The sequence below is a fragment of the Xenorhabdus vietnamensis genome (assembly GCF_002127535.1).
GTDB lineage: Bacteria > Pseudomonadota > Gammaproteobacteria > Enterobacterales > Enterobacteriaceae > Xenorhabdus > Xenorhabdus vietnamensis.
Map to the genome: position 1 here is coordinate 86875 of NZ_MUBJ01000003.1, position 21807 is coordinate 108681.

At 44.1% G+C, this 21807-nt stretch carries 25 protein-coding genes; 12 read left to right on the forward strand and 13 right to left on the reverse strand.

What is annotated here, in order from left to right:
• Positions 1-151: 151 nt before the first annotated feature.
• From hpf to Xvie_RS04475, 8 genes are all read right to left on the reverse strand, one after another.
• Positions 152-439, reverse strand: coding sequence for a ribosome hibernation promoting factor (gene hpf, locus Xvie_RS04440; protein WP_086108154.1), 288 nt, complete (start codon positions 437-439; stop codon positions 152-154).
• Between the two features lie 23 nt (positions 440-462).
• Positions 463-1902: an RNA polymerase factor sigma-54 gene (rpoN, locus tag Xvie_RS04445; protein WP_086108155.1), complete on the reverse strand. Its 1440-nt coding sequence runs from the start codon at positions 1900-1902 to the stop codon at positions 463-465.
• Positions 1903-1971: 69 nt separating this feature from the next.
• Positions 1972-2697 (reverse strand): LPS export ABC transporter ATP-binding protein, encoded by a 726-nt coding sequence (lptB, locus tag Xvie_RS04450; protein ID WP_086108156.1) that lies wholly within the window; start codon positions 2695-2697, stop codon positions 1972-1974.
• A 34-nt stretch (positions 2698-2731) separates the two neighbouring features.
• Entirely contained in the window at positions 2732-3280 is a 549-nt protein-coding gene (lptA, locus tag Xvie_RS04455) for a lipopolysaccharide ABC transporter substrate-binding protein LptA (RefSeq protein WP_086108157.1), read from the reverse strand.
• Positions 3261-3854, reverse strand: a complete 594-nt coding sequence (gene lptC / locus Xvie_RS04460; protein ID WP_086108158.1) for an LPS export ABC transporter periplasmic protein LptC — start codon at positions 3852-3854, stop codon at positions 3261-3263. The genes lptA and lptC overlap by 20 nt, the downstream gene beginning before the upstream one ends.
• Positions 3855-3872: 18 nt before the next feature.
• Complete coding sequence (gene kdsC / locus Xvie_RS04465) at positions 3873-4436, reverse strand: 3-deoxy-manno-octulosonate-8-phosphatase KdsC (RefSeq protein WP_086108159.1); 564 nt, start codon at positions 4434-4436, stop codon at positions 3873-3875.
• A gap of 60 nt (positions 4437-4496) precedes the next feature.
• Positions 4497-5465, reverse strand: a complete 969-nt coding sequence (gene kdsD / locus Xvie_RS04470; RefSeq protein WP_086108160.1) for an arabinose-5-phosphate isomerase KdsD — start codon at positions 5463-5465, stop codon at positions 4497-4499.
• 35 nt (positions 5466-5500) lie between these two features.
• Positions 5501-6478 (reverse strand): calcium/sodium antiporter, encoded by a 978-nt coding sequence (locus tag Xvie_RS04475; RefSeq protein ID WP_086108161.1) that lies wholly within the window; start codon positions 6476-6478, stop codon positions 5501-5503.
• A 233-nt stretch (positions 6479-6711) separates the two neighbouring features.
• On the opposite strand from Xvie_RS04475, the gene mlaF reads away from it, so the two are divergent.
• From mlaF to murA, 7 genes are all read left to right on the forward strand, one after another.
• Positions 6712-7515, forward strand: coding sequence for a phospholipid ABC transporter ATP-binding protein MlaF (mlaF, locus tag Xvie_RS04480; protein WP_086108162.1), 804 nt, complete (start codon positions 6712-6714; stop codon positions 7513-7515).
• A 10-nt stretch (positions 7516-7525) separates the two neighbouring features.
• Complete coding sequence (mlaE, locus tag Xvie_RS04485; RefSeq protein ID WP_086108300.1) at positions 7526-8308, forward strand: lipid asymmetry maintenance ABC transporter permease subunit MlaE; 783 nt, start codon at positions 7526-7528, stop codon at positions 8306-8308.
• 4 nt (positions 8309-8312) lie between these two features.
• Positions 8313-8825, forward strand: a complete 513-nt coding sequence (gene mlaD, locus Xvie_RS04490; RefSeq protein ID WP_086108163.1) for an outer membrane lipid asymmetry maintenance protein MlaD — start codon at positions 8313-8315, stop codon at positions 8823-8825.
• Between the two features lie 33 nt (positions 8826-8858).
• Positions 8859-9488, forward strand: a complete 630-nt coding sequence (gene mlaC / locus Xvie_RS04495) for a phospholipid-binding protein MlaC (protein ID WP_086108164.1) — start codon at positions 8859-8861, stop codon at positions 9486-9488.
• Between the two features lies 1 nt (position 9489).
• Complete coding sequence (gene mlaB, locus Xvie_RS04500) at positions 9490-9843, forward strand: lipid asymmetry maintenance protein MlaB (RefSeq protein WP_086108165.1); 354 nt, start codon at positions 9490-9492, stop codon at positions 9841-9843.
• A 132-nt stretch (positions 9844-9975) separates the two neighbouring features.
• Entirely contained in the window at positions 9976-10230 is a 255-nt protein-coding gene (gene ibaG / locus Xvie_RS04505) for a BolA family iron metabolism protein IbaG (protein ID WP_086108166.1), read from the forward strand.
• A gap of 57 nt (positions 10231-10287) precedes the next feature.
• On the forward strand, positions 10288-11556 hold the full coding sequence (murA, locus tag Xvie_RS04510; RefSeq protein ID WP_086108167.1) for a UDP-N-acetylglucosamine 1-carboxyvinyltransferase: 1269 nt from the start codon (positions 10288-10290) through the stop codon (positions 11554-11556).
• A 107-nt stretch (positions 11557-11663) separates the two neighbouring features.
• Here the strand turns inward: murA and degS are convergent, their stop codons facing one another.
• The 3 genes from degS to zapG form a co-directional block, all read right to left on the reverse strand.
• Positions 11664-12725: an outer membrane-stress sensor serine endopeptidase DegS gene (gene degS, locus Xvie_RS04515; protein ID WP_086108168.1), complete on the reverse strand. Its 1062-nt coding sequence runs from the start codon at positions 12723-12725 to the stop codon at positions 11664-11666.
• Positions 12726-12907: 182 nt separating this feature from the next.
• Positions 12908-14287 carry a Do family serine endopeptidase gene (locus tag Xvie_RS04520; RefSeq protein WP_086108169.1) on the reverse strand — a complete coding sequence of 460 codons (1380 nt, stop codon included), beginning with the start codon at positions 14285-14287 and terminating at the stop codon, positions 12908-12910.
• 294 nt (positions 14288-14581) lie between these two features.
• A complete protein-coding gene (gene zapG, locus Xvie_RS04525; RefSeq protein WP_086108170.1) occupies positions 14582-14983 on the reverse strand; it encodes a Z-ring associated protein ZapG in 402 nt (133 codons plus the stop codon).
• A 531-nt stretch (positions 14984-15514) separates the two neighbouring features.
• Here zapG and zapE point away from each other — a divergent pair.
• The 5 genes from zapE to sspB all read left to right on the forward strand — a co-directional run bounded on the left by zapE (position 15515) and on the right by sspB (position 19305).
• On the forward strand, positions 15515-16642 hold the full coding sequence (gene zapE / locus Xvie_RS04530) for a cell division protein ZapE (RefSeq protein WP_086108171.1): 1128 nt from the start codon (positions 15515-15517) through the stop codon (positions 16640-16642).
• Between the two features lie 272 nt (positions 16643-16914).
• Positions 16915-17343, forward strand: a complete 429-nt coding sequence (gene rplM, locus Xvie_RS04535) for a 50S ribosomal protein L13 (protein WP_010847760.1) — start codon at positions 16915-16917, stop codon at positions 17341-17343.
• Between the two features lie 15 nt (positions 17344-17358).
• A complete protein-coding gene (gene rpsI, locus Xvie_RS04540) occupies positions 17359-17751 on the forward strand; it encodes a 30S ribosomal protein S9 (protein ID WP_086108172.1) in 393 nt (130 codons plus the stop codon).
• A gap of 426 nt (positions 17752-18177) precedes the next feature.
• Positions 18178-18819 (forward strand): stringent starvation protein SspA, encoded by a 642-nt coding sequence (gene sspA / locus Xvie_RS04545; protein WP_086108173.1) that lies wholly within the window; start codon positions 18178-18180, stop codon positions 18817-18819.
• 3 nt (positions 18820-18822) lie between these two features.
• Positions 18823-19305, forward strand: coding sequence for a ClpXP protease specificity-enhancing factor (gene sspB / locus Xvie_RS04550; protein WP_086108174.1), 483 nt, complete (start codon positions 18823-18825; stop codon positions 19303-19305).
• A gap of 255 nt (positions 19306-19560) precedes the next feature.
• Here sspB and Xvie_RS04555 read toward each other — a convergent pair whose 3' ends face one another.
• Together Xvie_RS04555 and Xvie_RS04560 are read right to left on the reverse strand one after the other, a co-directional pair.
• On the reverse strand, positions 19561-20010 hold the full coding sequence (locus tag Xvie_RS04555; protein WP_244175454.1) for a hypothetical protein: 450 nt from the start codon (positions 20008-20010) through the stop codon (positions 19561-19563).
• 377 nt (positions 20011-20387) lie between these two features.
• Positions 20388-21806 (reverse strand): FAD-dependent oxidoreductase, encoded by a 1419-nt coding sequence (locus Xvie_RS04560; RefSeq protein WP_086108176.1) that lies wholly within the window; start codon positions 21804-21806, stop codon positions 20388-20390.
• Position 21807: the final 1 nt, after the last annotated feature.

Below are 21807 nucleotides of genomic sequence, written 5' to 3' on the forward strand. Positions count from 1 at the left end.
GGCATTGATGCACTGCACTAAAACCGGACTATAGTTCGTTCTATACAGATCAAAAGATCACAATAGGCTGAAAGATCGCACTATGACGCTATAGCAGGTGTAATAGATAGAACAGTGATCATTATATGATGACCCCATTACTTAAAAACTATTAATGTTGTCTCAATTTACTTTTGTATTTAGTCAATTGACGCGCTAGCTTATCTACCAGTGAATCAATTGCTGCATACATGTCTTCATGCTCTGCGGTTGCATGCAACTCACCTCCATTGACATGAACTGTGGCTTCGGCGATTCTTTCCACCTTTTCCACTCGGAGTATGACCTGGATAAGGTTAATTTTATCGAAATATTGATCCAATTTACCGCATTTGGTGTTCACAACGTTGCGAAGTGCATCTGTGATTTCAATATTGTGGCCTGTAACATTGAGTTGCATGGTGTTTTCCTTCTCTGTGTTGTTCAAACCAATTTTTTACGTTGGTTTGAAGGCGGGATGGATAACGACTCTCTATATTTTGCGACAGTCCGACGAGCCACTTGGATACCTTGTTCAGCGAGTATGCTGGTCAATTTACTGTCACTCAGTGGCTTGCCCGGGTTTTCTGCCGCAACCAGTTTTTTCACCAGAGCACGTATCGCGGTGGAAGAAGCTTCTCCTCCGCTATCGGTATTGACGTGACTGGAGAAAAAATATTTAAGTTCAAAGATCCCTCGTGAACTATATAGGTACTTCTGTGTTGTCACTCGGGAAATGGTGGATTCATGCATGTCAACTTGGTAGGCGATATCAGCCAGTACCAGTGGCTTCATGTGTTCCGCACCATACTCAAAAAAATCTTGTTGTCGCTCAACAATACAACTGGAGACTTTCAATAGTGTTTCATTACGGCTTTCGAGGCTTTTGATCAGCCATTTGGCTTCTTGCAAGTTATTGCGTATGAACAGGCTGTCACTTTCACTATTGACCTGTTGCCCCAGTGCTGCGTAATGTTGGTTAATGTGCAGACGGGGGATGCTATCTATATTTAGCTTAACTTGCCAGCTTTCATTTTCTTTCTGTACCAATACATCCGGAATAACATATTCGGATTCACCTGCATTGACTACCAGGCCCGGTTTTGGCTCCAGTGATTGAATGATATCAATAGCTCCTTTCAGAGCACTCTCTTTTAATTTGCTCTGACGTAATAAATTACGGAAGTCCCGGTTGCCCAATAGTTCAAGGTATTTACTGACAACAAGCCTGGCCTCATTCAGATGAGGTGTTTCTGACGGCAGCATTGAAAGTTGGATAAGCAAGCATTCACGTAAATCGCGGACGGCAACCCCAATCGGGTCAAAATGCTGTATGCGCTTGAGGACAGTTTCTACTTCTTCCAAAGTCAGTTCATCATCACCCATGCCGGCAAGGATTTCTTCGATGGAAATGGTCAGATATCCAGTGTCATCAATTGCGTCAATAATTGAAGTTGCGATGGCAGCATCCGTTTCGGTAAATGGTGTCAATTCTGCCTGCCACATTAAATAATCTTGCAGTGTTTGGGTGGTTTCCCCCTGATATACAGGGAAATCATCAGCGCTGTAATCACTGCTGGTTCCTGAGGGCGTGCCAGCGGTGTAAATTTCATCCCAGCTGGCATCCAGTGGTAACTCTTCAGGCATATCCTTCTGTTCAAGCGCTTCGCGGGTATCCATAACGTCAGTTTCTGCATCAGAAAGTGCCTGGTTTTCCACTTCCTGAAGTGGGTCATCTTGCTCAAGCAGTGGGTTAGTTTCCAAAGCTTGCTGAATTTCCTGTTGAAGTTCAAGCGTAGATAGTTGCAACAAACGGATGGCTTGCTGGAGTTGTGGCGTCATCGTCAATTGCTGACTGAGCCTGAGTTGCAAACTTTGCTTCATAGCGTTACCACTTTCTCCTTAATCTAGCCTGAATGGTTCCTTGAATCGTGCCTGACAGAAGGATGAAAGTTAAAGGCGGAATCCTTCACCCAGATAAACGCGCTTGACTTGCTCGTTATTCAGGATGTCATTCGGGGCACCGTGGGCAATCAAGTGACCTTGACTGACGATATAGGCACGTTCGCAGACATCCAGTGTTTCACGGACATTATGGTCGGTAATCAGTACACCCAATCCGCAATCCCGTAGGTGCTGAATGATTTTTTTAATATCCAGTACGGAAATTGGGTCAACACCCGCAAAGGGTTCATCCAACAGGATGAATTTAGGATTGGCCGCTAGTGCACGAGCAATCTCCACACGACGACGTTCACCACCGGAAAGTGATTGTCCAAGGCTATTACGCAGGTGAGAGATGTGAAATTCCTCCATCAACTCTTCTGCTCGTTCTTTTCTCTGTTCTTGGGTCAGATCCTTGCGGATCTCCAGTACAGCCATCAAATTGTCGAATACACTCAGGCGACGGAAGATAGAGGCCTCCTGAGGTAAGTAACCTATCCCGCGGCGTGCACGTTCATGCAAGGGCAGAAGACTGATGTCTTCTTCATCAATGGTGATAGAGCCAGCATCACGTGGAATAATGCCGACAACCATGTAGAAAGTGGTAGTTTTACCTGCACCATTAGGGCCAAGTAAGCCAACAATCTCCCCTGACTTTACGTTCAGGCTGACGTTTTCAACGACCTTACGGCCCTTATATGCTTTCGCCAGATTTTCTGCGTTTAATATTGCCATATTAGTATTGCCATAATTGTATTGCCATCAGTCGTTATTTATTCTTTTTATGAGCATCAGCACCGTGAGCTCCCGGGCCTTTTTCCTGTAGCTGGGCAGGTAACAGGACAGTGGTGACACGTTTACCTTTATCACTAAAGGCTTCCATCTGTTGTGTCGGTACCAAATAAGTAATTTTATCGCCTTTGATATTGCTGTCTAGTTGTTCAAGATAGGCGTTGCCTGTCAAGGTGATCAGCTCTTTACCCATTTCATAGCGCATCTTTGATGCATGACCTTTGATAGGCTTTCCATCATCTTGCAATTGGTAAAAAGTGGCTGGGTTACCGTAAGCTTCAATGACGGTCTTGTTAGAATCACCTTCCGGGCGAGTAACAACGACTTTATCTGCATGAATATCGATTGAGCCTTGTTTTACGATAACATTATCCGTAAATGTGGCAATGTTTCCCGTTAAATCCAGGGACTGTTTTGCTGAGTCGATGGTAATGGGTTTTTTTGTATCATCTTTCAAAGCCAGTACGGGCAGGCTGACTGCAAACAGTGTACTGGCAATAACGGTATTACGGATTAGTTTGTTCATGTGGAATCTCATATCGAGTGGACACTTTTTCAATCAGTTCAGCAGTTTTGTTTCGCAGATTGCCACGCATTTTCATGCCAACAGATTTTAAATCAATGCCAGTGAGAGTAACTTGGTCATCGGATGCGACATCTTGTGTTGTGAGATTGACGGTCGCATTGTCTGTTATGATCTGCTGCAATTGCGATGCGTCAATCTGGCTATTCACTTGGACATCCCCATACAGATAGAGCATTTGATCTTTGGTCAGTTTGGCCTTATTGGCGCGCACTATCCATGTGGCTGTCTGAGTTCCAGTGGGAGCATTTAGATCAAATGTTGTTAACACCGGATTGGTAAACCAAGTCAGTTTCGTTTCCGTATAGTTTTTAACATCGTCAGCGTCCAGTTTGTAAGTCAGTTTACCTGCCGGATCATAGACAAAAGTAACGGCTTCCTTGGTTTGATAAGTGGGATAGCCATCATCCACAATAGGCGATGAAACATCATCATTGACATTCGATAAATTCCAGCCAATCAGCGCAAGCGCGATCAATGCCAGTATTGTGATCAGCCAGAGTTGAATTTTGCTCATTGTTTATTCAGTTCAAGTTTATATGGATAACCCTTTGGCGTCTTCTAGCTTACTTTGAGCGAAGAGCACCAAATCACAAAGTTCCCTGACTGCGCCACGACCACCGGCAATCTGAGTTACATAATCTGCTTTCGGCAACAGTAATGGATGGGCATCAGCAACTGCAACAGATAATCCAACTTTTGCCATAACAGGCCAGTCAATAAGATCGTCACCAATATAGGCGACTTGTTCTGGCTGCAATGCTAGTTTATCCAACAGTTCTTTATACGCCAAAACCTTATCGTTTTGACCTTGGTAAAGGTGTGTAATACCCAGTGTTTCTGCTCGGTTTTCCAGCAATTTTGCCTTGCGGCCAGTAATGATGGCAACTTCAATACCAGAAGTGATTAAACAACGGATGCCATAACCATCACGAACGTTAAAGGCTTTCAGTTCTTCGCCTTCATTGCCCATATAGATAAGCCCGTCAGACATTACACCATCAACATCACAAATTAGAAGACGGATTTGGCGGGCTTTTTCAATAATTGCTTTGTTAACTGGGCCATAACAGGTGTCCAGATACTCTTTTTGACTCATTAAGAAATTCTCTTAAGATTTATATCATGCTTACTTATATAAGTTATTAGTTTACTGACTTTATACAACCCCGGCCTGCAAAAGATCGTGCATGTGCAGTACACCAAGTAATCTGTCATCTTTTGTGACTAATAATGAGGTAATGTGACGTGATTGCATTAGATTTAAGGCATCAACTGCCAGTGCATTCGGTTTGATACGGATGCCCCCCGCAGTCATGACATCAGAAATTTTTGCATTGTTTAAATCGATGCCCATATCGAAAACACGGCGCAAATCACCATCGGTAAAAATACCGCTGATTTGCATGTCATCATCACAGATAACCGTCATGCCCAGCTTTTTACGGGTGATTTCCACCAAAGCTTCACGCAGAGTTGCTGTGCGGGGAACATGAGGAATGTCATCACCAGTGGTCATCAGATCGCTGGCCAACAGCAGAAGTTTACGCCCGAGTGCACCACCCGGATGAGAGAGGGCAAAATCTTCGGCAGTAAAGCCGCGGGCTTGCAAAAGGGCAAGGGCTAATGCGTCTCCCATGACAAGTGTTGCGGTGGTGCTGGTAGTGGGAGCCAACCCCAACGGACAGGCTTCTTGTGGGGTTTTAATGCATAAGTGAACGTCTGAGGCTTTACCCATGTTGCTGTCGTGATTGTTTGTCATGCAGATAAGCGGGACTTTCTGCCGCTTGAGAACGGGAATTAAAGCCAGAATTTCATTCGATTCACCCGAATTGGAAATAGCCAGAACAATGTCTTTTGATGTTACCATACCGAGATCGCCATGGCTGGCCTCGCCAGGATGAACAAAGAAAGAAGGCGTACCGGTACTGGCAAATGTTGCAGCGATTTTTCGCCCAATATGGCCGGATTTGCCCATTCCCATTACAATAACTTTCCCTTCACAGCTAAACATTAATTCACAAGCTTGGCTGAAATCGTCATTAATATATTGCTCTAGGCCAACCAGCCCTTCGAGTTCAATGTGTAATACTTTTTTACCTGCTTGCTGAAAATCGATTTTAGGCATTTTCACTTCCCACTCTTTTCCCATTCAATCGGTAATTACTCAGTACCGTGATAATTAAAAACAAAAAGTACGACAAAATAAGCGATAAAACAGCCCAGTAGCAAGATGCCGTTCAATCGGTTCAATCTCTGCTTTCTTCCCAGACAAAATACCGTGAATAGTATGCTAGCTGCCATCATGACCCAAAAATCCCGATAAAATGCTGCATCCGTAACGGTGCTAGGGGAAAGTATGGCGGGAATACCCAAAACAAGTGTCGCATTGAATACGTTCGAGCCAACAATATTGCCTATCGCCATGTCATTCTCGCCTTTTATGGCCGCAGCAATGGTGGTGGCAAGTTCAGGCAAGCTGGTTCCTACAGCAAGAATTGTCAGGCCAATAACCAGCTCACTGATGCCATAAATACGAGCAATGGCAGTTGCATTGTCAATGACCATGCGGGTGGAAATAGGAAGAATAATTAAGCCCAAGACAACCCAAAGAAGTGCAATTCCTTTATTGCCTTCAACAGGCAATTCTGAGTTTCGTTCTTGGGTATAGCTATCAACACCACTATATTGTAATAAAGCGGTCTTTTTTATCATCACAGAAAGGAATAAAAGGGCTGACAGCACTAAAAGGATGCCATCCAGACGGCTCAGGTATCCACTGGATAACAGATACCCTGCAAATGCGGTAATCACCAACATCAGGGGAACTTCTTGTCGTAGAATTTCTGATTTTACCTTGATTGGCCTAATGATGGCTGCTGCTCCCACAATTAGCAGCAAGTTAGTAATATTGGAACCAATTGCATTGCCCACGGCCATATTTGACCGCCCGTCTAAAATTGCTGTGACAGACACCATCAGTTCTGGTAGCGAAGTGCCTATCCCTATGATGACTAAGCCGACAATAAAGGGGGGAATCTTCATGGCACGGGCAAAAACGGCCGCACCATAAACTAATCTATCGGAACTATATACCAGTAAAATCAACCCAGTAATAAGCAATACAATAGTCAGAAACATGGAGTGTCCCTTAAATAAAATTTATTCCGAGCATAACGCTAATGATGGTTGATTTTTTAAACATGGAACGTTTGTTCAGCTAAACTTATTTAGTCTGACGCTCAAGAGATAAAAAGTAAAATTTGTCACAATTTTGCTAACGCAAATTGGGCAATTTTTTTGTAGTATGCACTATTCATGGTTTAAATACAGTAAATGAAGACAGTTCTATTAACGGTTAAGGGATATGAATAATGAGTCAACAAACAGCAAATCTCATTGAAATCTGCGGAATGCATTTCACCCGAGGCCAACGTTCAATTTTTGCTGATATTAATCTGACCGTTCCGAAAGGAAAAATTACCGCCATTATGGGGCCTTCTGGTATAGGAAAAACCACATTACTGCGTCTGATTGGGGGGCAAATTCGCCCTGAACGCGGTGAGATCTGGTTTGATGGCGATAATATTCCGGCATTGTCCCGCTCACGCCTTTACGCCGCCCGTAAGAAAATGAGCATGTTATTTCAGTCAGGTGCTTTATTCACTGATCTGAATGTTTTTGACAATGTGGCTTTTCCCCTGCGTGAACATACCCAACTGCCTGAGGAGTTGATTCACACAACCGTGATGATGAAGCTGGAAGCTGTGGGATTGCGCGGTGCTGCGCACTTGATGCCATCGGAACTCTCTGGCGGCATGGCAAGGCGGGCGGCATTGGCAAGGGCGATTGCACTCGATCCTGACTTAATCATGTTTGATGAGCCTTTTGTCGGCCAGGATCCCATCACGATGGGTGTTTTGGTGAAGCTGATCGATGAGCTTAATCATGCACTTGGAGTTACGTGTGTTGTTGTTTCCCATGATGTGCCTGAAGTACTGAGCATTGCCGATTATGCTTATATTGTGGCTGAGCAGAAAGTGATCGCAGAAGGTACTCCAGATCAATTGAGAATGAATCAGGATCACCGGGTACGGCAGTTTCTTGATGGTATTGCTGACGGGCCTGTACCTTTCCGTTTCCCTGCCGGGGATTACAAAACTGAGTTATTAGGATAATGGAATGTTGATGTTAACACGGGCATTGGCGGCAATAGGCCGACGTACGATTGAGGTTGCGGCTTCATTCGGCCGTGCAGGTTTCATGTTGTTCAGTGCAATCATTGGTAAGCCTGAACCTGCCAAGCAATGGACACTATTGCGTCAGCAGCTTTATAGCGTAGGTGTTCAATCACTTCTTATCATTGTGGTTTCAGGGTTGTTTATTGGCATGGTTTTGGCCTTGCAGGGTTATCTGGTTTTGACCACATTTAGTGCAGAAGGCAGCCTTGGCATGATGGTGGCGTTATCACTGTTACGTGAATTGGGGCCTGTGGTGACTGCGCTATTGTTTGCGGGGCGGGCGGGTTCAGCGTTGACCGCAGAAATTGGTTTGATGAAAGCCACTGAACAGATTTCCAGTCTGGAAATGATGGCAGTTGACCCGCTGCGACGAGTCATTGCCCCGCGTTTTTGGGCTGGTTTTATCAGCATGCCTTTGCTCTCGTTGATCTTTGTTGCTGTGGGGATCTTGGGAGGAGCAATGGTCGGTGTCGATTGGAAAGGAATTGATGGTGGCTTTTTCTGGTCGTCCATGCAATCTGCGGTGGAATGGCAAAAAGATTTGCTCAACTGTTTTCTCAAGAGTGTCGCTTTTGCTATTACGGTAATGTGGATTGCATTGTTCAATGGTTATGACGCTATCCCAACATCAGAAGGGATCAGCAGGGCGACGACGCGCACGGTAGTACATGCGTCGTTGGCGGTATTGGGTTTGGATTTTGTGCTGACAGCACTGATGTTTGGGAACTAAGTCGATGCAAAGCAAGAAAAATGAAATTTGGATTGGGGCTTTTATCTTGATTGCGTTGGCCGCAATCATTTTTTTATGTCTGAAAGTTGCAGATATCCGTGCTTTCGGCAGTCAGCCAACTTATCGTGTGTATGCCGCATTTAACAATATCGGTGGTTTGAAAGTGCGTTCACCGGTGAAAATTGGCGGGGTTGTGGTGGGGCGAGTGCAGAAAATCTGGCTGGATCACAAAACTTATACACCACAAGTTGAATTGGATATTTTCACGCAATATGACAATATTCCGAATACCAGTTCGCTTTCTATCCGAACTTCAGGGCTGTTGGGGGAGCAATATATTGCCCTCAATATTGGGTTTGATGACCCTGATTTGGGTACTTCCATGCTGAAAGATGAAGATCGTATTGAGGATACTAAGCCTGCGATGGTACTTGAAGATTTGATTGGTCAGTTCTTGTATAAGAATGGTAGCGGAAACAAGGAAAAATCAGCTTCGTTACCAGAACAAGTGCACTAACCAGCAATTCACTGTTTAGGAGAAATAACACTTATGTTTAAGCGATTACTTATGGTTGCGTTGTTGGTGGTTGCACCATTGGCCAACGCTGTAGATCAAACCAACCCTTACGCATTGATGAAAGATGCCGCGGAAAAAACGTTTACCCGTTTGAAGAACGATCAACCACAGATTCAGGCAAATCCAGACGTCTTGCGCCAAATAGTGCATCAGGAGTTGATGCCTTATGTGCAGGTCAAGTATGCAGGGGCACTGGTTTTGGGGCCTTACTATAAACAAGCGACACCTGAGCAGCGTGATGCCTATTTCAAGGCGTTTGAATCCTATCTGGAACAGGCATATGGACAGGCTTTGGCGATGTATCATGGACAAAACTACCAGATTGAATCAGAACAACCATTGGGTGATAAGACGATAGTAGCAATTCGTGTCACGATTATTGATCCTAATGGGCAACCGCCAGTTCGCCTGGATTTCCAATGGCGTAAAAACAGTAAGACAGGCTATTGGCAGGCTTACGACATGATCGCAGAAGGCGTCAGCATGATCACGACTAAGCAGAATGAATGGGCGGATATCCTGCGTCAGAAAGGAATTGATGGCTTGACTGAACAATTGGTCATCAACGCGAAAGCACCTATCACTTTAGAAAAGAAAAAGTGATATGGAAAAAGGTATTCTTGATAGTGGCATGATAAGCAAAGAAAGAGCCAATCCGGAAACTGTTAGTTGGGAAAAGACCGGAAATACACTGTTTTTGAAAGGTACATTGGGTCGTGATAGTTTGCTCCCCTTTTGGCAACAAAAAGACCATGTTCTGGAAGAAATCGACAACATTGATGTTTCCTTGCTTAGTCATGTTGACTCTACGGGGTTGGCTCTGTTTGTCCGATTAAAGGGGGAATATCAGCAGCGTGGCAGGATACTGACATTCTCAGGCATCAGTGAACGCTTGAATACGTTGATAACGTTGTATGGCCTGCAAGCTCTTCTTGACGATAATCTGCCTAAAGCGTAATTCCTTTTTTTGTTAATCAGCGCCCCTGTAAGCCATGAACTTACAGGGGCGTTTTTCTTGGTTTAAGAGTCGTCTGGATTCCATTAGGATAGGCGTCTACTATTATTTTCTAACAACGAATGTGAGCAATTTATGGATACTAATGAAATTAAAAAAGTGCTGATGGAGAATTTGGCACTTGATGAAGTTATCGTTAGCGGTGATGGCAGTCATTTTCAGGTTATTGCCGTTGGTGCACTTTTTGATGGTCTGAGCCGTGTCAAACAACAGCAGACTGTTTATGCTCCTCTGATGGAATACATCGCTGATAACCGCATTCATGCGTTATCAATTAAAGCCTATACTCCTGTGCAGTGGCAGCGTGACCGCAAGCTTCAAGGATTTTGAGGCTGTTTGCCTCGCCGCGAACAGCACACTTTGAATTAAATAAGAGAATCATGATAGATGGATAAATTTTGTGTGAAAGGGCCTACTTGCCTATCGGGAGAGGTTACTATTTCTGGGGCAAAAAATGCCGCATTACCAATTATGTTCGCAGCGCTATTGGCAGAAGAACCAGTTGAATTACAGAATGTTCCTGAATTGAAAGACATTGATACTACTATCAAACTGCTCAATCGTTTAGGAACTAAAGTAGAACGTAATGGTTCTGTTTTTATTGATGCCAGTGGGGTCAACGAATATTGTGCCCCTTATGAACTGGTCAAGACAATGCGAGCTTCCATCTGGGCATTGGGACCATTGGTGGCGCGTTTCGGGCAGGGGCAGGTTTCTTTACCGGGTGGTTGTGCTATTGGGGCTCGTCCTGTTGATCTTCACATTTCTGGCTTGGAACAGCTTGGTGCGAAAATCGTGCTGGATGAAGGTTATGTCAAAGCCACTGTGGATGGCCGCTTGAAAGGCACCAGCATTGTTATGGATAAAATCAGTGTTGGGGCAACAGTGACTATCATGACTGCGGCTACACTGGCTGAAGGCACAACCATTATTGAAAACGCCGCGCGTGAGCCAGAAATTGAAGATACGGCTAATTTCCTCAATATGCTGGGAGCAAAAATCAGCGGAGCGGGCTCCAATCGTATTGTGGTTGAGGGTGTTGAACGTTTGGGAGGCGGTGTTCATCGTGTCCTGCCTGATCGTATCGAAACGGGTACTTTCTTGGTCGCTGCTGCAATTTCTCGTGGTAAGGTGGTTTGTCGTCACGCGAAACCAGATACCTTGGATACTGTTTTAGCCAAACTGCGTGAAGCGGGGGCAGATATCAAAGTGGGGGAGGACTGGATTAGCCTTGATATGCATGGCCAGCGGCCGAAGTCAGTGACATTCCGCACTGCACCACATCCGGGGTTCCCAACTGATATGCAGGCACAATTCAGCTTATTGAATATGGTTGCGGATGGTGTGGGCATGATTACCGAAACTATTTTTGAAAATCGTTTCATGCATATCCCTGAATTGATTCGCATGGGGGCCCGGGCTGAAATTGAGAGTAATACAGTACTGTGTCATGGCGTTGAAAAATTGTCTGGTGCTCAGGTAATGGCGACTGATTTGCGGGCTTCTGCCAGTTTAGTGTTGGCTGGTTGCATTGCTGAAGGAACGACGATCGTAGAGCGTATTTATCATATTGACCGTGGTTACGAGCACATTGAAGATAAGCTGCGCGGACTTGGGGCAAATATAGAACGTATTAAGGCTAAGGCTTCTGATTAAACGGAATTAATATCTTTCCTCGCCCAACGTGCGGGCGAGGAGGGATTGAGGCCAGGCAACGGGAGCTTTTTCATCGACCTGCCGTGCCTGTTTTAGTAAACATCATCTTAGTAATCATCAAACTCATCAATTGTGACGTCAAATGTGAGGGAAGTGCCATCACGTAGTACGGTGACAGGAATAACGCTATCGGGATGTATTTCCGCGACTTGATCCATCATTTCGGCTGGTGAGGTTGCAGGCTGGTGGTTGATGCTGGTAATGATATCTCCCACTTTGATTCCCGCTTTTTCAGCAGGACTGTTTGATTCGATCTGGAAAACACGTACTCCTTTAATTTGATTGATGTTATTACCTGATGAGCGAATATTGAGTAACTCTTGCGAAGTGATACCTATATATCCCCTGATGACTCGCCCATCACGGATCAATTTATGCATGATTGTCGTAGCCAGCTTTGTTGGAATGGCAAATCCCAATCCTTCCGGTGTTATACCAAACTCTGACTTATCGAACGTCAACGTATTGATACCAACTAATTCTCCTTGCGTATTGACCAAAGCACCACCAGAGTTGCCTTGATTAATTGATGCGTCTGTTTGCAGGAAATTCTGGCGACGTGTTTGACTGAGACTGACACGCCCAGTTGCGCTGATAATGCCTTGTGTAATGGTTTGTCCCAAATTGTACGGATTGCCAATGGCTAACACGATATCTCCCACATGAGGGGGACGCTTAGGGTTAATTGGGATCACGGGAAGGTTTTGGGCTCTAATTTTTAAGACTGCCAGATCCGTTAGGCTATCTGAGCCAACTAGCAGTGCTTCATAAAAGCTCCCATCTTGCAATGCGATAATGATGGAACCTGCTTTATTGATGACATGTCTATTAGTGAGAATATAGCCCTGCTCACTCATAATGACACCAGAGCCCAAGGGGCGAAGCTCTCGGCTTTCATGGGAAAAACTTCCCATATTGCTGCTGTAAATATTAACTACAGCAGGAGCGGCTCGGCGGACTGCTTTGCTGAAACTTGATATTCTATCGTTGCTGCTGTTGCCGCTCAGAAAGTTTTTTAGGCCACTGGGGCGTAGGGATGGTATAGCGATCAGCAAAATAGCTGCAATAAATAAGCCTATGAGTATAGAGCGCAATAACTTGATCAGCATGGCATTATTCAGTAGTAAATGGTTGAAAGAAGGATAGCATAGAAGTGAACAGACACAGCGTCATGCTGCGTCTGTCATGGATATGATATTCTTTGTCACCCTGCAAGTTGCTGCTAGCTTTATTGGCTGTGTCGCAACTTGAAATCTATTGGGTATAGGTTGTGTTCTTTAGACCCAATAGGTTAATTATTGAGTAGCAGATAAACATTATCGTCACCACGTAAAATGTTCAAGGCGATAATGGAAGGTTTCTCTTCAGTGATTTTACGTAATTCATTGATGTTCCGCACACGCACATTGTTGGCACCAACAATTAAGTCATTCTTCTGTAAACCAAACTTGGCGGCAGTCGAGTTCGGGGCAATGGAATCCACTTTGATGCCTTGAGTATTTTTTATGGTGTCATTGCTCAGGGACGCGCCTTGCAGAGCGGTACTCAGTTTTTCCGCTTTGGTTGACTCGCCATCACTGTTATCAAGTGCTACGGTGACTTCAAGTAACTTCCCTTTACGCAGCAGACCAATTCTGACTTCTTTGCCTACGGCGGTTGTACCAATCTTCGCCCGCAATTCAGCAAAGCTATTCATTTTCTTGCCATCAAAAGAAACCAGCACATCTCCTGGTTTAATGCCTGCTTTAGCCGCGGCCGATTTAGGAATGACTTCACTGACAAATGCCCCTTGCTGTGTTTCAACTTTGAGTGCTTGGGCAATGTCAGATGTCATCTCGGCCCCTTTGATACCGAGTATGCCGCGTTTCACTTCTCCATGTTCAATAAGCTGTGCTGCCAGGGTCTTGGCCATATTACCGGGGATGGCAAAACCAATACCGACGTTACCGCCACCGGGGGCGATAATAGCGGTGTTAATGCCGATCAACTCCCCTTTCAGATTAATCAATGCGCCACCGGAGTTACCACGGTTAATGGAGGCGTCGGTCTGGATAAAGTTTTCCAAACCTTCCAAATTCAGGCCGCTGCGACCCAGGGCGGAAATGATGCCTGATGTAACTGTTTGCCCCAATCCAAATGGATTACCGATTGCGACAGCGTAATCTCCAACGTGCAGTTTGTCAGAATCAGCGAATTTAATGGCGGTCAGGTTTTTGGCGTTTTGCAATTGTAAAAGTGCAATGTCAGTTTGTGGATCACGCCCAATGAGTTTTGCTGAATATTCACGACCATCGTTTAATTGAACGCGTATTTTATTTGCATTATCAATAACATGGTTGTTGGTCAACATATAGCCTTTATTGGCATCAATAATAACGCCTGAGCCTAGCCCCTTGAATGGGCGGCTTCTTTGCTCTTGTGGGGGAAAAGCTGGACCGAAGAAGAATTGGAAATCGTCGGGTAATTGGAGTCGTTGATTTTGCACTTCTGTACCTGAGGTATGAACCGTGACAACAGAAGGAAGGACTTTTTCCAGCATGGGGGAGAGACTGGGTAATTCTTGAGAGGCCATTGCAGCAGGTAAGGCTGCATTACTTACCACGGGAACTGAAGCTAAAGACAGTCCAATACTAATAGCGAGTGCGCTGAGCAATGTATTTTTTCTTTTCATGAACACGTTCTCTTAATACCTAAGCCAGAAAATGAAATTTCACTTAAGAGACCTATCTTGTCCGGCATTTAGCCGCCTTGGAAAACACGCTTATTTGGATAGGTTCTAAGCATAATTGTTTCAATGCTGTTATGACTATCAATTATTCAGTAAAGTTCACTAATAAAGTCGTTTCAATAAACTTCTTTACAGGTATTTACGCGAATTAAGAATAAAAAAACAAAACTTTTTCTGCTGAATGAAAAACCCCACAGAGAGCCGTGGTATCCATCGTTACCACGGCAAAGCTCGTTATTATTTTTTATCTTGAATTGGGCGGAATAGACCAGAGGCACCCTCAGAATAATCCCGTGGAGGCATGTTAGTTGTTATTTTATTTGTCTCAGCTTCAGATTCATTCAGACGATAATTGAAAGGATTATCCTGTACTGGCATGTTGGGCATCAGTTCATTGGAACTTTTAGCCATGTGCTGATACAGCTGACGGTAATCGTGCGCCATATTATCGAGTAATTCAGCGCTACGGGCGAAATGGCTGACCAGCTCTTTGCGGTATTCTTCCAATTCAGCCCGATTTTTCTCCAATTCAACTTGCTGCTCATTTTGTTGGCGTAGCTTTGAGCTGCCAAAACGGACAGCCAGTGCGCCGATGATAAAACCAATGATTAACCCGATCAGTGCATATTCCCAAGTCATGGCAACTCCTTTAGTAACATCATTGTGTTGCAGCATTATGTTGTAACATTGTGTTGCAACATGGTTCTGCAATATTGTTCGCAATTTATTAGAGCTTTATCCCATTAGGCGGTTTTATTGCAACGATATGCGCCTACTAGGATAGGCTCTTGGTATCATGAATGCCACTATAACCGTTAATTTAGTCAGAGTGGAATATTGATTATTAGCTAATGAACCCATACGTTGCTCAATGTGTGTATTTTATACAAAATTATCAAAATATGCAGTCAAAAATTCGTAACCAAAAGCATGTCTACCCAATGGATTTCGAGTTGCAGTGCGCAGTGAAGCGTCAGTGGCATAAGTTGTTCTCTGTTTTCTATTGTTGTGCGTTTACGTCAAAAACAGGAATAAACAGTATGAAGAATAAACAGCATTAAGTACGAATAAACAGTCTGGTGGTGCTGAAATCAATGGGAATTGGTATAGCCTTTATCTGTAACATACGATACGCACTGAGAATAAAAAATTTTAAGGATCGTTACTTTCATGTCACCGATTACACCTTCATCTCTCTATCAATCAGCATTGTCTGATGGTCAGTATCAACCTGACGAAGTGCAACGCAATACTGTTGAACGCCTCGATATTATGCATCAAGACCTCATTAATGCCCGGACTGGCCATTCTCTACAATCCAATGGGGTGAAAGGCATGTTGGGCAAGTTGTTTGGTCGGCAATCCCTTAAACCGCTCCGTCCTGTTCAGGGCCTCTATATGTGGGGAGGTGTCGGGCGTGGAAAAACGTGGTTGATGGATATGTTTTACCAAAGTCTGCCGACTGAAAGGAAATTGCGTCTCCATTTTCACCGTTTTATGTTACGGGTACATGAAGAGTTAACGGTTTTGCAAGGGCATGAAAACCCTTTGGAAGTAGTTGCTGATGGTTTCAAGGAGCAGACGGATATACTCTGTTTTGATGAGTTTTTTGTGTCTGACATTACGGATGCCATGATCCTCGGCACATTGCTGGAAGCTTTGTTTGCTCGGGGGATTGCCTTGGTGGCAACATCCAACATTCCACCTGATGAACTATACCGAAATGGATTGCAGCGTGCCCGGTTCCTGCCAGCCATTGAACAGATTAAAAAGTATTGTGATGTCATGAATGTTGATGCAGGTATCGATTATCGCTTGCGGACACTTACACAGGCCCATCTTTATTTGATACCGCTGACGGAAAAGAATCGGCAGGAAATGCGTCACATGTTCCAACGTCTGGCTGGGCGAGAAGGGGAGCTGAATCCTGTATTGGAGGTCAATCATCGCAATATGCCTGCAATCAGCAGTGTTGATGGTGTATTGGCTATCAACTTCAAAACATTGTGCGAAGATCCCCGCAGTCAGCTCGACTACATTGCTTTATCGAAGCTTTATCATTCTGTTTTATTGCATGATATGCCGATCATGACGGCTTTGGATGAAAGCGCAGCGCGGCGTTTTATTGCATTAGTAGATGAATTCTATGAGCGCCAAGTGAAACTTATTATTAATGCTGTTGCGCCGATGGAGCAGATTTATCAAGGTGAGTTGTTGACGTTTGAGTATCAACGTTGCCTGTCCCGGTTACAGGAAATGCAAAGTGAGGAATACCTGAAACTTCCGCATTTACCTTGAGTAATTTATCTTTGTGCATGAGTTTGGCATGAAAGTTATATCAACCAATGGGAGAATTATTGAATTTGGGGTCGATTTTTTATCATGACTTCTCTATAATCTTGCGACCCCACGTTACAGCAGGATTTTTTATTTCCCAAAAAACTTGCATTAGTGCCGGCATAGGCTATTCGAAGGGGTAGGTTTGCTGGACATGAGTCGTGTGAACCTCAAAAACAGTTTCTGAACATCGAGTGTTCACCAACGTGTAACTTATAATTGGGTAAGCTTTAATGAAAACTTTTACAGCTAAACCAGAAACCGTAAAACGCGACTGGTATGTTGTTGACGCAGATGGCAAAACTTTAGGCCGTCTTGCAACTGAAGTAGCTAGTCGCCTGCGCGGCAAGCACAAAGCGGAATACACTCCGCACGTTGATACTGGTGATTACATCATTATTGTTAACGCAGAAAAAGTTGCTGTAACTGGCAACAAGCGTGCTGACAAAATTTATTATCACCACACTGGCCACATCGGTGGTATCAAGCAAGCGACCTTTGAAGAGATGATTGCCCGCCGTCCTGAGCGTGTCATTGAAATCGCGGTTAAAGGCATGCTGCCAAAAGGGCCACTGGGTCGTGCAATGTACCGTAAACTGAAAGTTTACGCGGGCAGTGAGCACAACCACGCGGCACAGCAACCACAAGTTCTGGACATCTAATCGGGATTATAGGCAATGGCTGAAAATCAATACTACGGCACTGGTCGCCGCAAAAGCTCTTCCGCTCGTGTCTTTGTTAAGCCGGGTAGCGGTAACATCGTAATCAACCAACGCAGCCTCGAAGTTTACTTCGGTCGTGAAACTGCGCGCATGGTTGTTCGTCAACCACTCGAGCTGGTTGATATGCTGAACAAACTGGATCTGTACATCACTGTTAAAGGTGGTGGTATTTCTGGTCAGGCAGGCGCAATCCGTCACGGTATCACCCGTGCACTGATGGCTTATGACGAGACTCTGCGTTCTGAACTTCGCAAAGCTGGCTTCGTTACTCGCGATGCTCGTGAAGTTGAACGTAAAAAAGTGGGTCTGCGCAAAGCACGTCGTCGTCCACAGTTCTCCAAACGTTAATTTATTGCCACAGTTGTGGCAGTGGGTTAAAGTTAAAAGCCCGCCATTTTTATGGCGGGTTTTTTATCTCTTCAGATTTTTCATTGTTTGATACTTCTCTGTTTTTTGCCAAGATATAGCGTTTTTTAATGATAAATTCCTGAATTCCAGGATTTCATCATTAATTCTTAATGTGCTCCCTCACAAAATGTGCAAAATCTGGTAGAGTAGTAATAATTTTTTTGCCTTATCCATGAATTTGCCTGATTTGGCAGAGGTTAACTATGTCTCCAAGAAATTTCTCGTCACGGCCAGCAAAGCAGTCACTAGAAAAATAAAGGGGATACCTCGCATAATAAGTGTGAAGCAGGATGAGAATATAGGCGAGAATAGCCGTTGTTCATTGAAGGCTGTTCGTTCTTTTTTTAGATAAACTTGGAGGTTTTCATGGCTGTCGCTGCCAACAAACGTTCGGTAATGACTCTGTTTTCCGGCCCGACCGACATTTTTAGCCATCAAGTACGAATTGTACTGGCGGAAAAGGGAGTCACAGTAGAGGTTGAACATGTTGAATCAGGCAATTTGCCTCAAGATTTGATTAACTTGAATCCTTACCAATCTGTTCCTACTCTCGTTGATCGTGATCTGACCATGTATGATTCTCGCGTCATTATGGAATATCTGGATGAACGTTTTCCGCACCCGCCACTTATGCCTGTGTATCCTGTCACACGTGGCCAGTGCCGTATGGCGATGCATAGAATTGAAAAAGACTGGTATTCCCTGATGTATAAAATTCAGGAAGGAAACGAGCAGGAAGCTAACGTTGCGCGTAAACGGCTTACTGAATCATTGCTGGCTAGTGCGCCTATTTTCAGAGAAATGCCTTTCTTCATGCATGAAGAATTCAGTTTAGTGGACTGCTACTTATCTCCGCTGCTGTGGCGTTTGCCTGTCTTGGGTGTTGAGTTGTCAGGTCCAGGCGCAAAAGATATTCAAATCTATATGCAGCGTGTGTTTGAACGTGACGCATTTTTGGCCTCATTGACAGAAGCCGAACGTGAAATGCGTTTACAATCCCGGAGTTAATGTATGGAGATGACTCAAATGTCTCCACGTCGCCCCTATTTATTGCGGGCACATTATGAATGGCTGTTGGATAATGACATGACTCCGCATATTGTTGTGGATGTTAACGTTTATGGCGTTAGTGTTCCGATGGAATATGCGCAAAATGGGCAAATTATTTTGAATGTCTCGCCGAGAGCGGTTGGCAATTTAGAATTGACTAACGATGAAGTGAGGTTCAATGCCCGTTTTGGTGGTGTTGCACGTCAAGTTACTGTTCCGATGGCGGCTGTAATTGCGGTTTATGCTCGTGAGAATGGCGCGGGAATGATGTTTGAGCCAGAACTCGCCTATGATGAGAACACTGAGTCAGAAGAAATGGATATACCAAGAGCAGATAATTTGGTGCTTATCCATGATAGTAAAGCTTCTCGCGATGGTGACTCGTCAGATGATGAACCACCTCAACCGCCAAAGGGTCGTCCAACTTTGCGCGTCGTAAAATAATTGTCCACAAGGCTTATACCTAATAGATTTTAAGTTGCAGTCAGCGTCAGCAAGGCCGTAACTTGAAAGTCTAAGGGATCGTTGAAAACGAAAATAGAGGAGACACTGAGCTCCTTTATTTTTAGCAGCATATAAGCATATATTTAATAGCTTTCAAGTTGCAGCGCAGCTAACCAGGCAGCAACTTGAAAAATTAAAGTATAAATAGGTTCTATAAATAAATTAATACCATATAGATTACGATGATAAGTTGGTTTACAAATAGACGTTACGGGCTTTCCCAAACTCCCACATACAATTTTCGATATTATCTCGATTTTTTCCGGTATTAGATTTTTCTGCTGCGCTTAAGCTACCCATCATTTTCTTGGCAAATTCTTTCTTTTGTCTCAGGGCCTTGATCGATTGAGGAATACTGCAGATATCATTGAGTGAAAGAGTACTGTGTGTTTCTGCCAGTGTTAATACCTCTACAGGGTTTTTAGTCAAGGCAATCGATAAAGCGTTAATGATTTCCTTGGAAAATCTTGAATGAGTACTAGGGATAAGCTCAAAGGCAATATTTAGCCATTGTTTATCACCGGTCGAAATACTATGGATAATATTGTCCTGCTTATATTGTTCGTTTATTTCTGCCACAACAGAATTTACCCCTCTTTCTTGTAATTGCAGCATAATTTCGGCAGGCGTAGTGAATTTTGCCATTGATGGCAAGCTTATCAAGGATATGCAAGAGAAGAAGAGTATCTGTGTGAGTAATCGCATGTATTTCTTCCAGTTATTATCGTTTTAATGGTCTTTTATTTTATTTCTATTTAATCAGTTACTTTGAGTAACTTTCTTTCCGAAAAAAATAAACCTTATCGCTGTATTACAGTATTGCACTATTGGTGTACTGCTATAATGAGTGGGAGATTAAATCGGTATATTTGGGTTTAGGGTATAAGAATAGTCGTATAAATCTAAAAACTACAACTAATCTGGTAGTAAAAAAAATAAAAAAAACGATGGAATTTTTGTTTTTATGTGATCTTCTCCGATTAGGGCATCGGAGAAGTCATTAGAAGAAAAAGAATTGAGTATTACACTTCGAGGTAGCCGAGAATGCCGAAAGCGGCTTTTCGGCCTTCATCAATGGCTGTCACTACTAAATCAGAACCACACACGGCGTCTCCACCTGCGAATATTTTAGGGTTACTGGTCTGGAAAGGTAGATCACTGGATTCAGGAGCTATAATGCGGCCTTTTTGGTCGAGGTTGACCTGATGTTCATCCAGCCAGCTCATAGTGTGAGGTTTGAAGCCAAACGCCATGATCACGGCATCAGTTTCTATCAAGAATTCGGAACCTTGAATAATTTCAGCCTGACGGCGGCCTTTTGCATCTATGGCACCCAGTTGTGTTTTCACAACTTTGACACCACAAACATGTCCTGCATTGTTAATCTCAATACTCATTGGTTGGAGGTTAAATCGAAATTCTACACCTTCTTCTTTAGCATTTTTTACTTCACGACGGGAGCCCGGCATATTTCCTTCATCCCGCCGATAGGCACAGATGACACTGGTTGCTCCCTGGCGAATCGAAGTACGAACACAGTCCATAGCCGTATCTCCACCGCCCAGAACCAGAACACGTTTACCCTTCATATCAACATAAGGCTGTTCAGGGAGAGAAGGGTAGCCCATCAACTGACGGGTATTGGCTATTAAAAAAGGCAAGGCGTCATATACCCCGTCAGCGTTTTCGTTCATCAGCCCGCCACGGATGGATTGATATGTTCCAACGCCAAGAAATACAGCATCAAATTCTGTAGTGAGTTCGGCCAGTGTGATGTCTTGGCCTATCTCGGTGTTCAGACTGAATTCAATACCCATCCCGGAGAACATTTCACGGCGGCGAATCATCACCTCTTTTTCTAGTTTAAAAGAGGGAATACCGAATGTGAGCAAGCCACCAATTTCAGGATGGCGATCATAAACCACCACTTGTACGCCGTTGCGGATCAGGACATCCGCACAAGCCAATCCTGCTGGGCCAGCTCCAATCACGGCGACACGCTTGCCTGTCGGGATGACATGCGACATATCCGGTTTCCAGCCCATCTTTATGGCTGTGTCATTAATATAACGTTCAATGTTACCGATGGTGACAGCACCAAAGTCATCATTCAGTGTACAGGCACCTTCACACAGGCGATCTTGTGGACAAACCCGCCCACAGACTTCTGGCAAGCTATTGGTCTGGTGTGATAATTCCGCAGCTTCGATAATGCGCCCTTCATTGGCGAGTTTCAGCCAATTCGGAATGTAGTTATGTACGGGGCACTTCCATTCGCAGTACGGATTACCACAAGAGAGGCAGCGATCTGCTTGTGCCTGTGCTTGAATCTCAGAAAAAGGTTCATAAATTTCAATAAATTCAACCTTTCTGATTTTCAATGATTTTTTAGGCGGATCGACACGCTGTAAGTCGATAAATTGATAAACATTCTGACTCATG

Excerpts from the sequence above, each read along its gene's own strand:
- hpf (WP_086108154.1), bottom strand. The coding sequence starts at position 439 with ATGCAACTCAATGTTACAGGCCACAATATTGAAATCACAGATGCACTT.
- rpoN (WP_086108155.1), bottom strand. The coding sequence starts at position 1,902 with ATGAAGCAAAGTTTGCAACTCAGGCTCAGTCAGCAATTGACGATGACG.
- lptB (WP_086108156.1), bottom strand. The coding sequence starts at position 2,697 with ATGGCAATATTAAACGCAGAAAATCTGGCGAAAGCATATAAGGGCCGT.
- lptA (WP_086108157.1), bottom strand. The coding sequence starts at position 3,280 with ATGAACAAACTAATCCGTAATACCGTTATTGCCAGTACACTGTTTGCA.
- lptC (WP_086108158.1), bottom strand. The coding sequence starts at position 3,854 with ATGAGCAAAATTCAACTCTGGCTGATCACAATACTGGCATTGATCGCG.
- kdsC (WP_086108159.1), bottom strand. The coding sequence starts at position 4,436 with ATGAGTCAAAAAGAGTATCTGGACACCTGTTATGGCCCAGTTAACAAA.
- kdsD (WP_086108160.1), bottom strand. The coding sequence starts at position 5,465 with ATGCCTAAAATCGATTTTCAGCAAGCAGGTAAAAAAGTATTACACATT.
- Xvie_RS04475 (WP_086108161.1), bottom strand. The coding sequence starts at position 6,478 with ATGTTTCTGACTATTGTATTGCTTATTACTGGGTTGATTTTACTGGTA.
- mlaF (WP_086108162.1), top strand. The coding sequence starts at position 6,712 with ATGAGTCAACAAACAGCAAATCTCATTGAAATCTGCGGAATGCATTTC.
- mlaE (WP_086108300.1), top strand. The coding sequence starts at position 7,526 with ATGTTAACACGGGCATTGGCGGCAATAGGCCGACGTACGATTGAGGTT.
- mlaD (WP_086108163.1), top strand. The coding sequence starts at position 8,313 with ATGCAAAGCAAGAAAAATGAAATTTGGATTGGGGCTTTTATCTTGATT.
- mlaC (WP_086108164.1), top strand. The coding sequence starts at position 8,859 with ATGTTTAAGCGATTACTTATGGTTGCGTTGTTGGTGGTTGCACCATTG.
- mlaB (WP_086108165.1), top strand. The coding sequence starts at position 9,490 with ATGGAAAAAGGTATTCTTGATAGTGGCATGATAAGCAAAGAAAGAGCC.
- ibaG (WP_086108166.1), top strand. The coding sequence starts at position 9,976 with ATGGATACTAATGAAATTAAAAAAGTGCTGATGGAGAATTTGGCACTT.
- murA (WP_086108167.1), top strand. The coding sequence starts at position 10,288 with ATGGATAAATTTTGTGTGAAAGGGCCTACTTGCCTATCGGGAGAGGTT.
- degS (WP_086108168.1), bottom strand. The coding sequence starts at position 12,725 with ATGCTGATCAAGTTATTGCGCTCTATACTCATAGGCTTATTTATTGCA.
- Xvie_RS04520 (WP_086108169.1), bottom strand. The coding sequence starts at position 14,287 with ATGAAAAGAAAAAATACATTGCTCAGCGCACTCGCTATTAGTATTGGA.
- zapG (WP_086108170.1), bottom strand. The coding sequence starts at position 14,983 with ATGACTTGGGAATATGCACTGATCGGGTTAATCATTGGTTTTATCATC.
- zapE (WP_086108171.1), top strand. The coding sequence starts at position 15,515 with ATGTCACCGATTACACCTTCATCTCTCTATCAATCAGCATTGTCTGAT.
- rplM (WP_010847760.1), top strand. The coding sequence starts at position 16,915 with ATGAAAACTTTTACAGCTAAACCAGAAACCGTAAAACGCGACTGGTAT.
- rpsI (WP_086108172.1), top strand. The coding sequence starts at position 17,359 with ATGGCTGAAAATCAATACTACGGCACTGGTCGCCGCAAAAGCTCTTCC.
- sspA (WP_086108173.1), top strand. The coding sequence starts at position 18,178 with ATGGCTGTCGCTGCCAACAAACGTTCGGTAATGACTCTGTTTTCCGGC.
- sspB (WP_086108174.1), top strand. The coding sequence starts at position 18,823 with ATGGAGATGACTCAAATGTCTCCACGTCGCCCCTATTTATTGCGGGCA.
- Xvie_RS04555 (WP_244175454.1), bottom strand. The coding sequence starts at position 20,010 with ATGGCAAAATTCACTACGCCTGCCGAAATTATGCTGCAATTACAAGAA.
- Xvie_RS04560 (WP_086108176.1), bottom strand. The coding sequence starts at position 21,806 with ATGAGTCAGAATGTTTATCAATTTATCGACTTACAGCGTGTCGATCCG.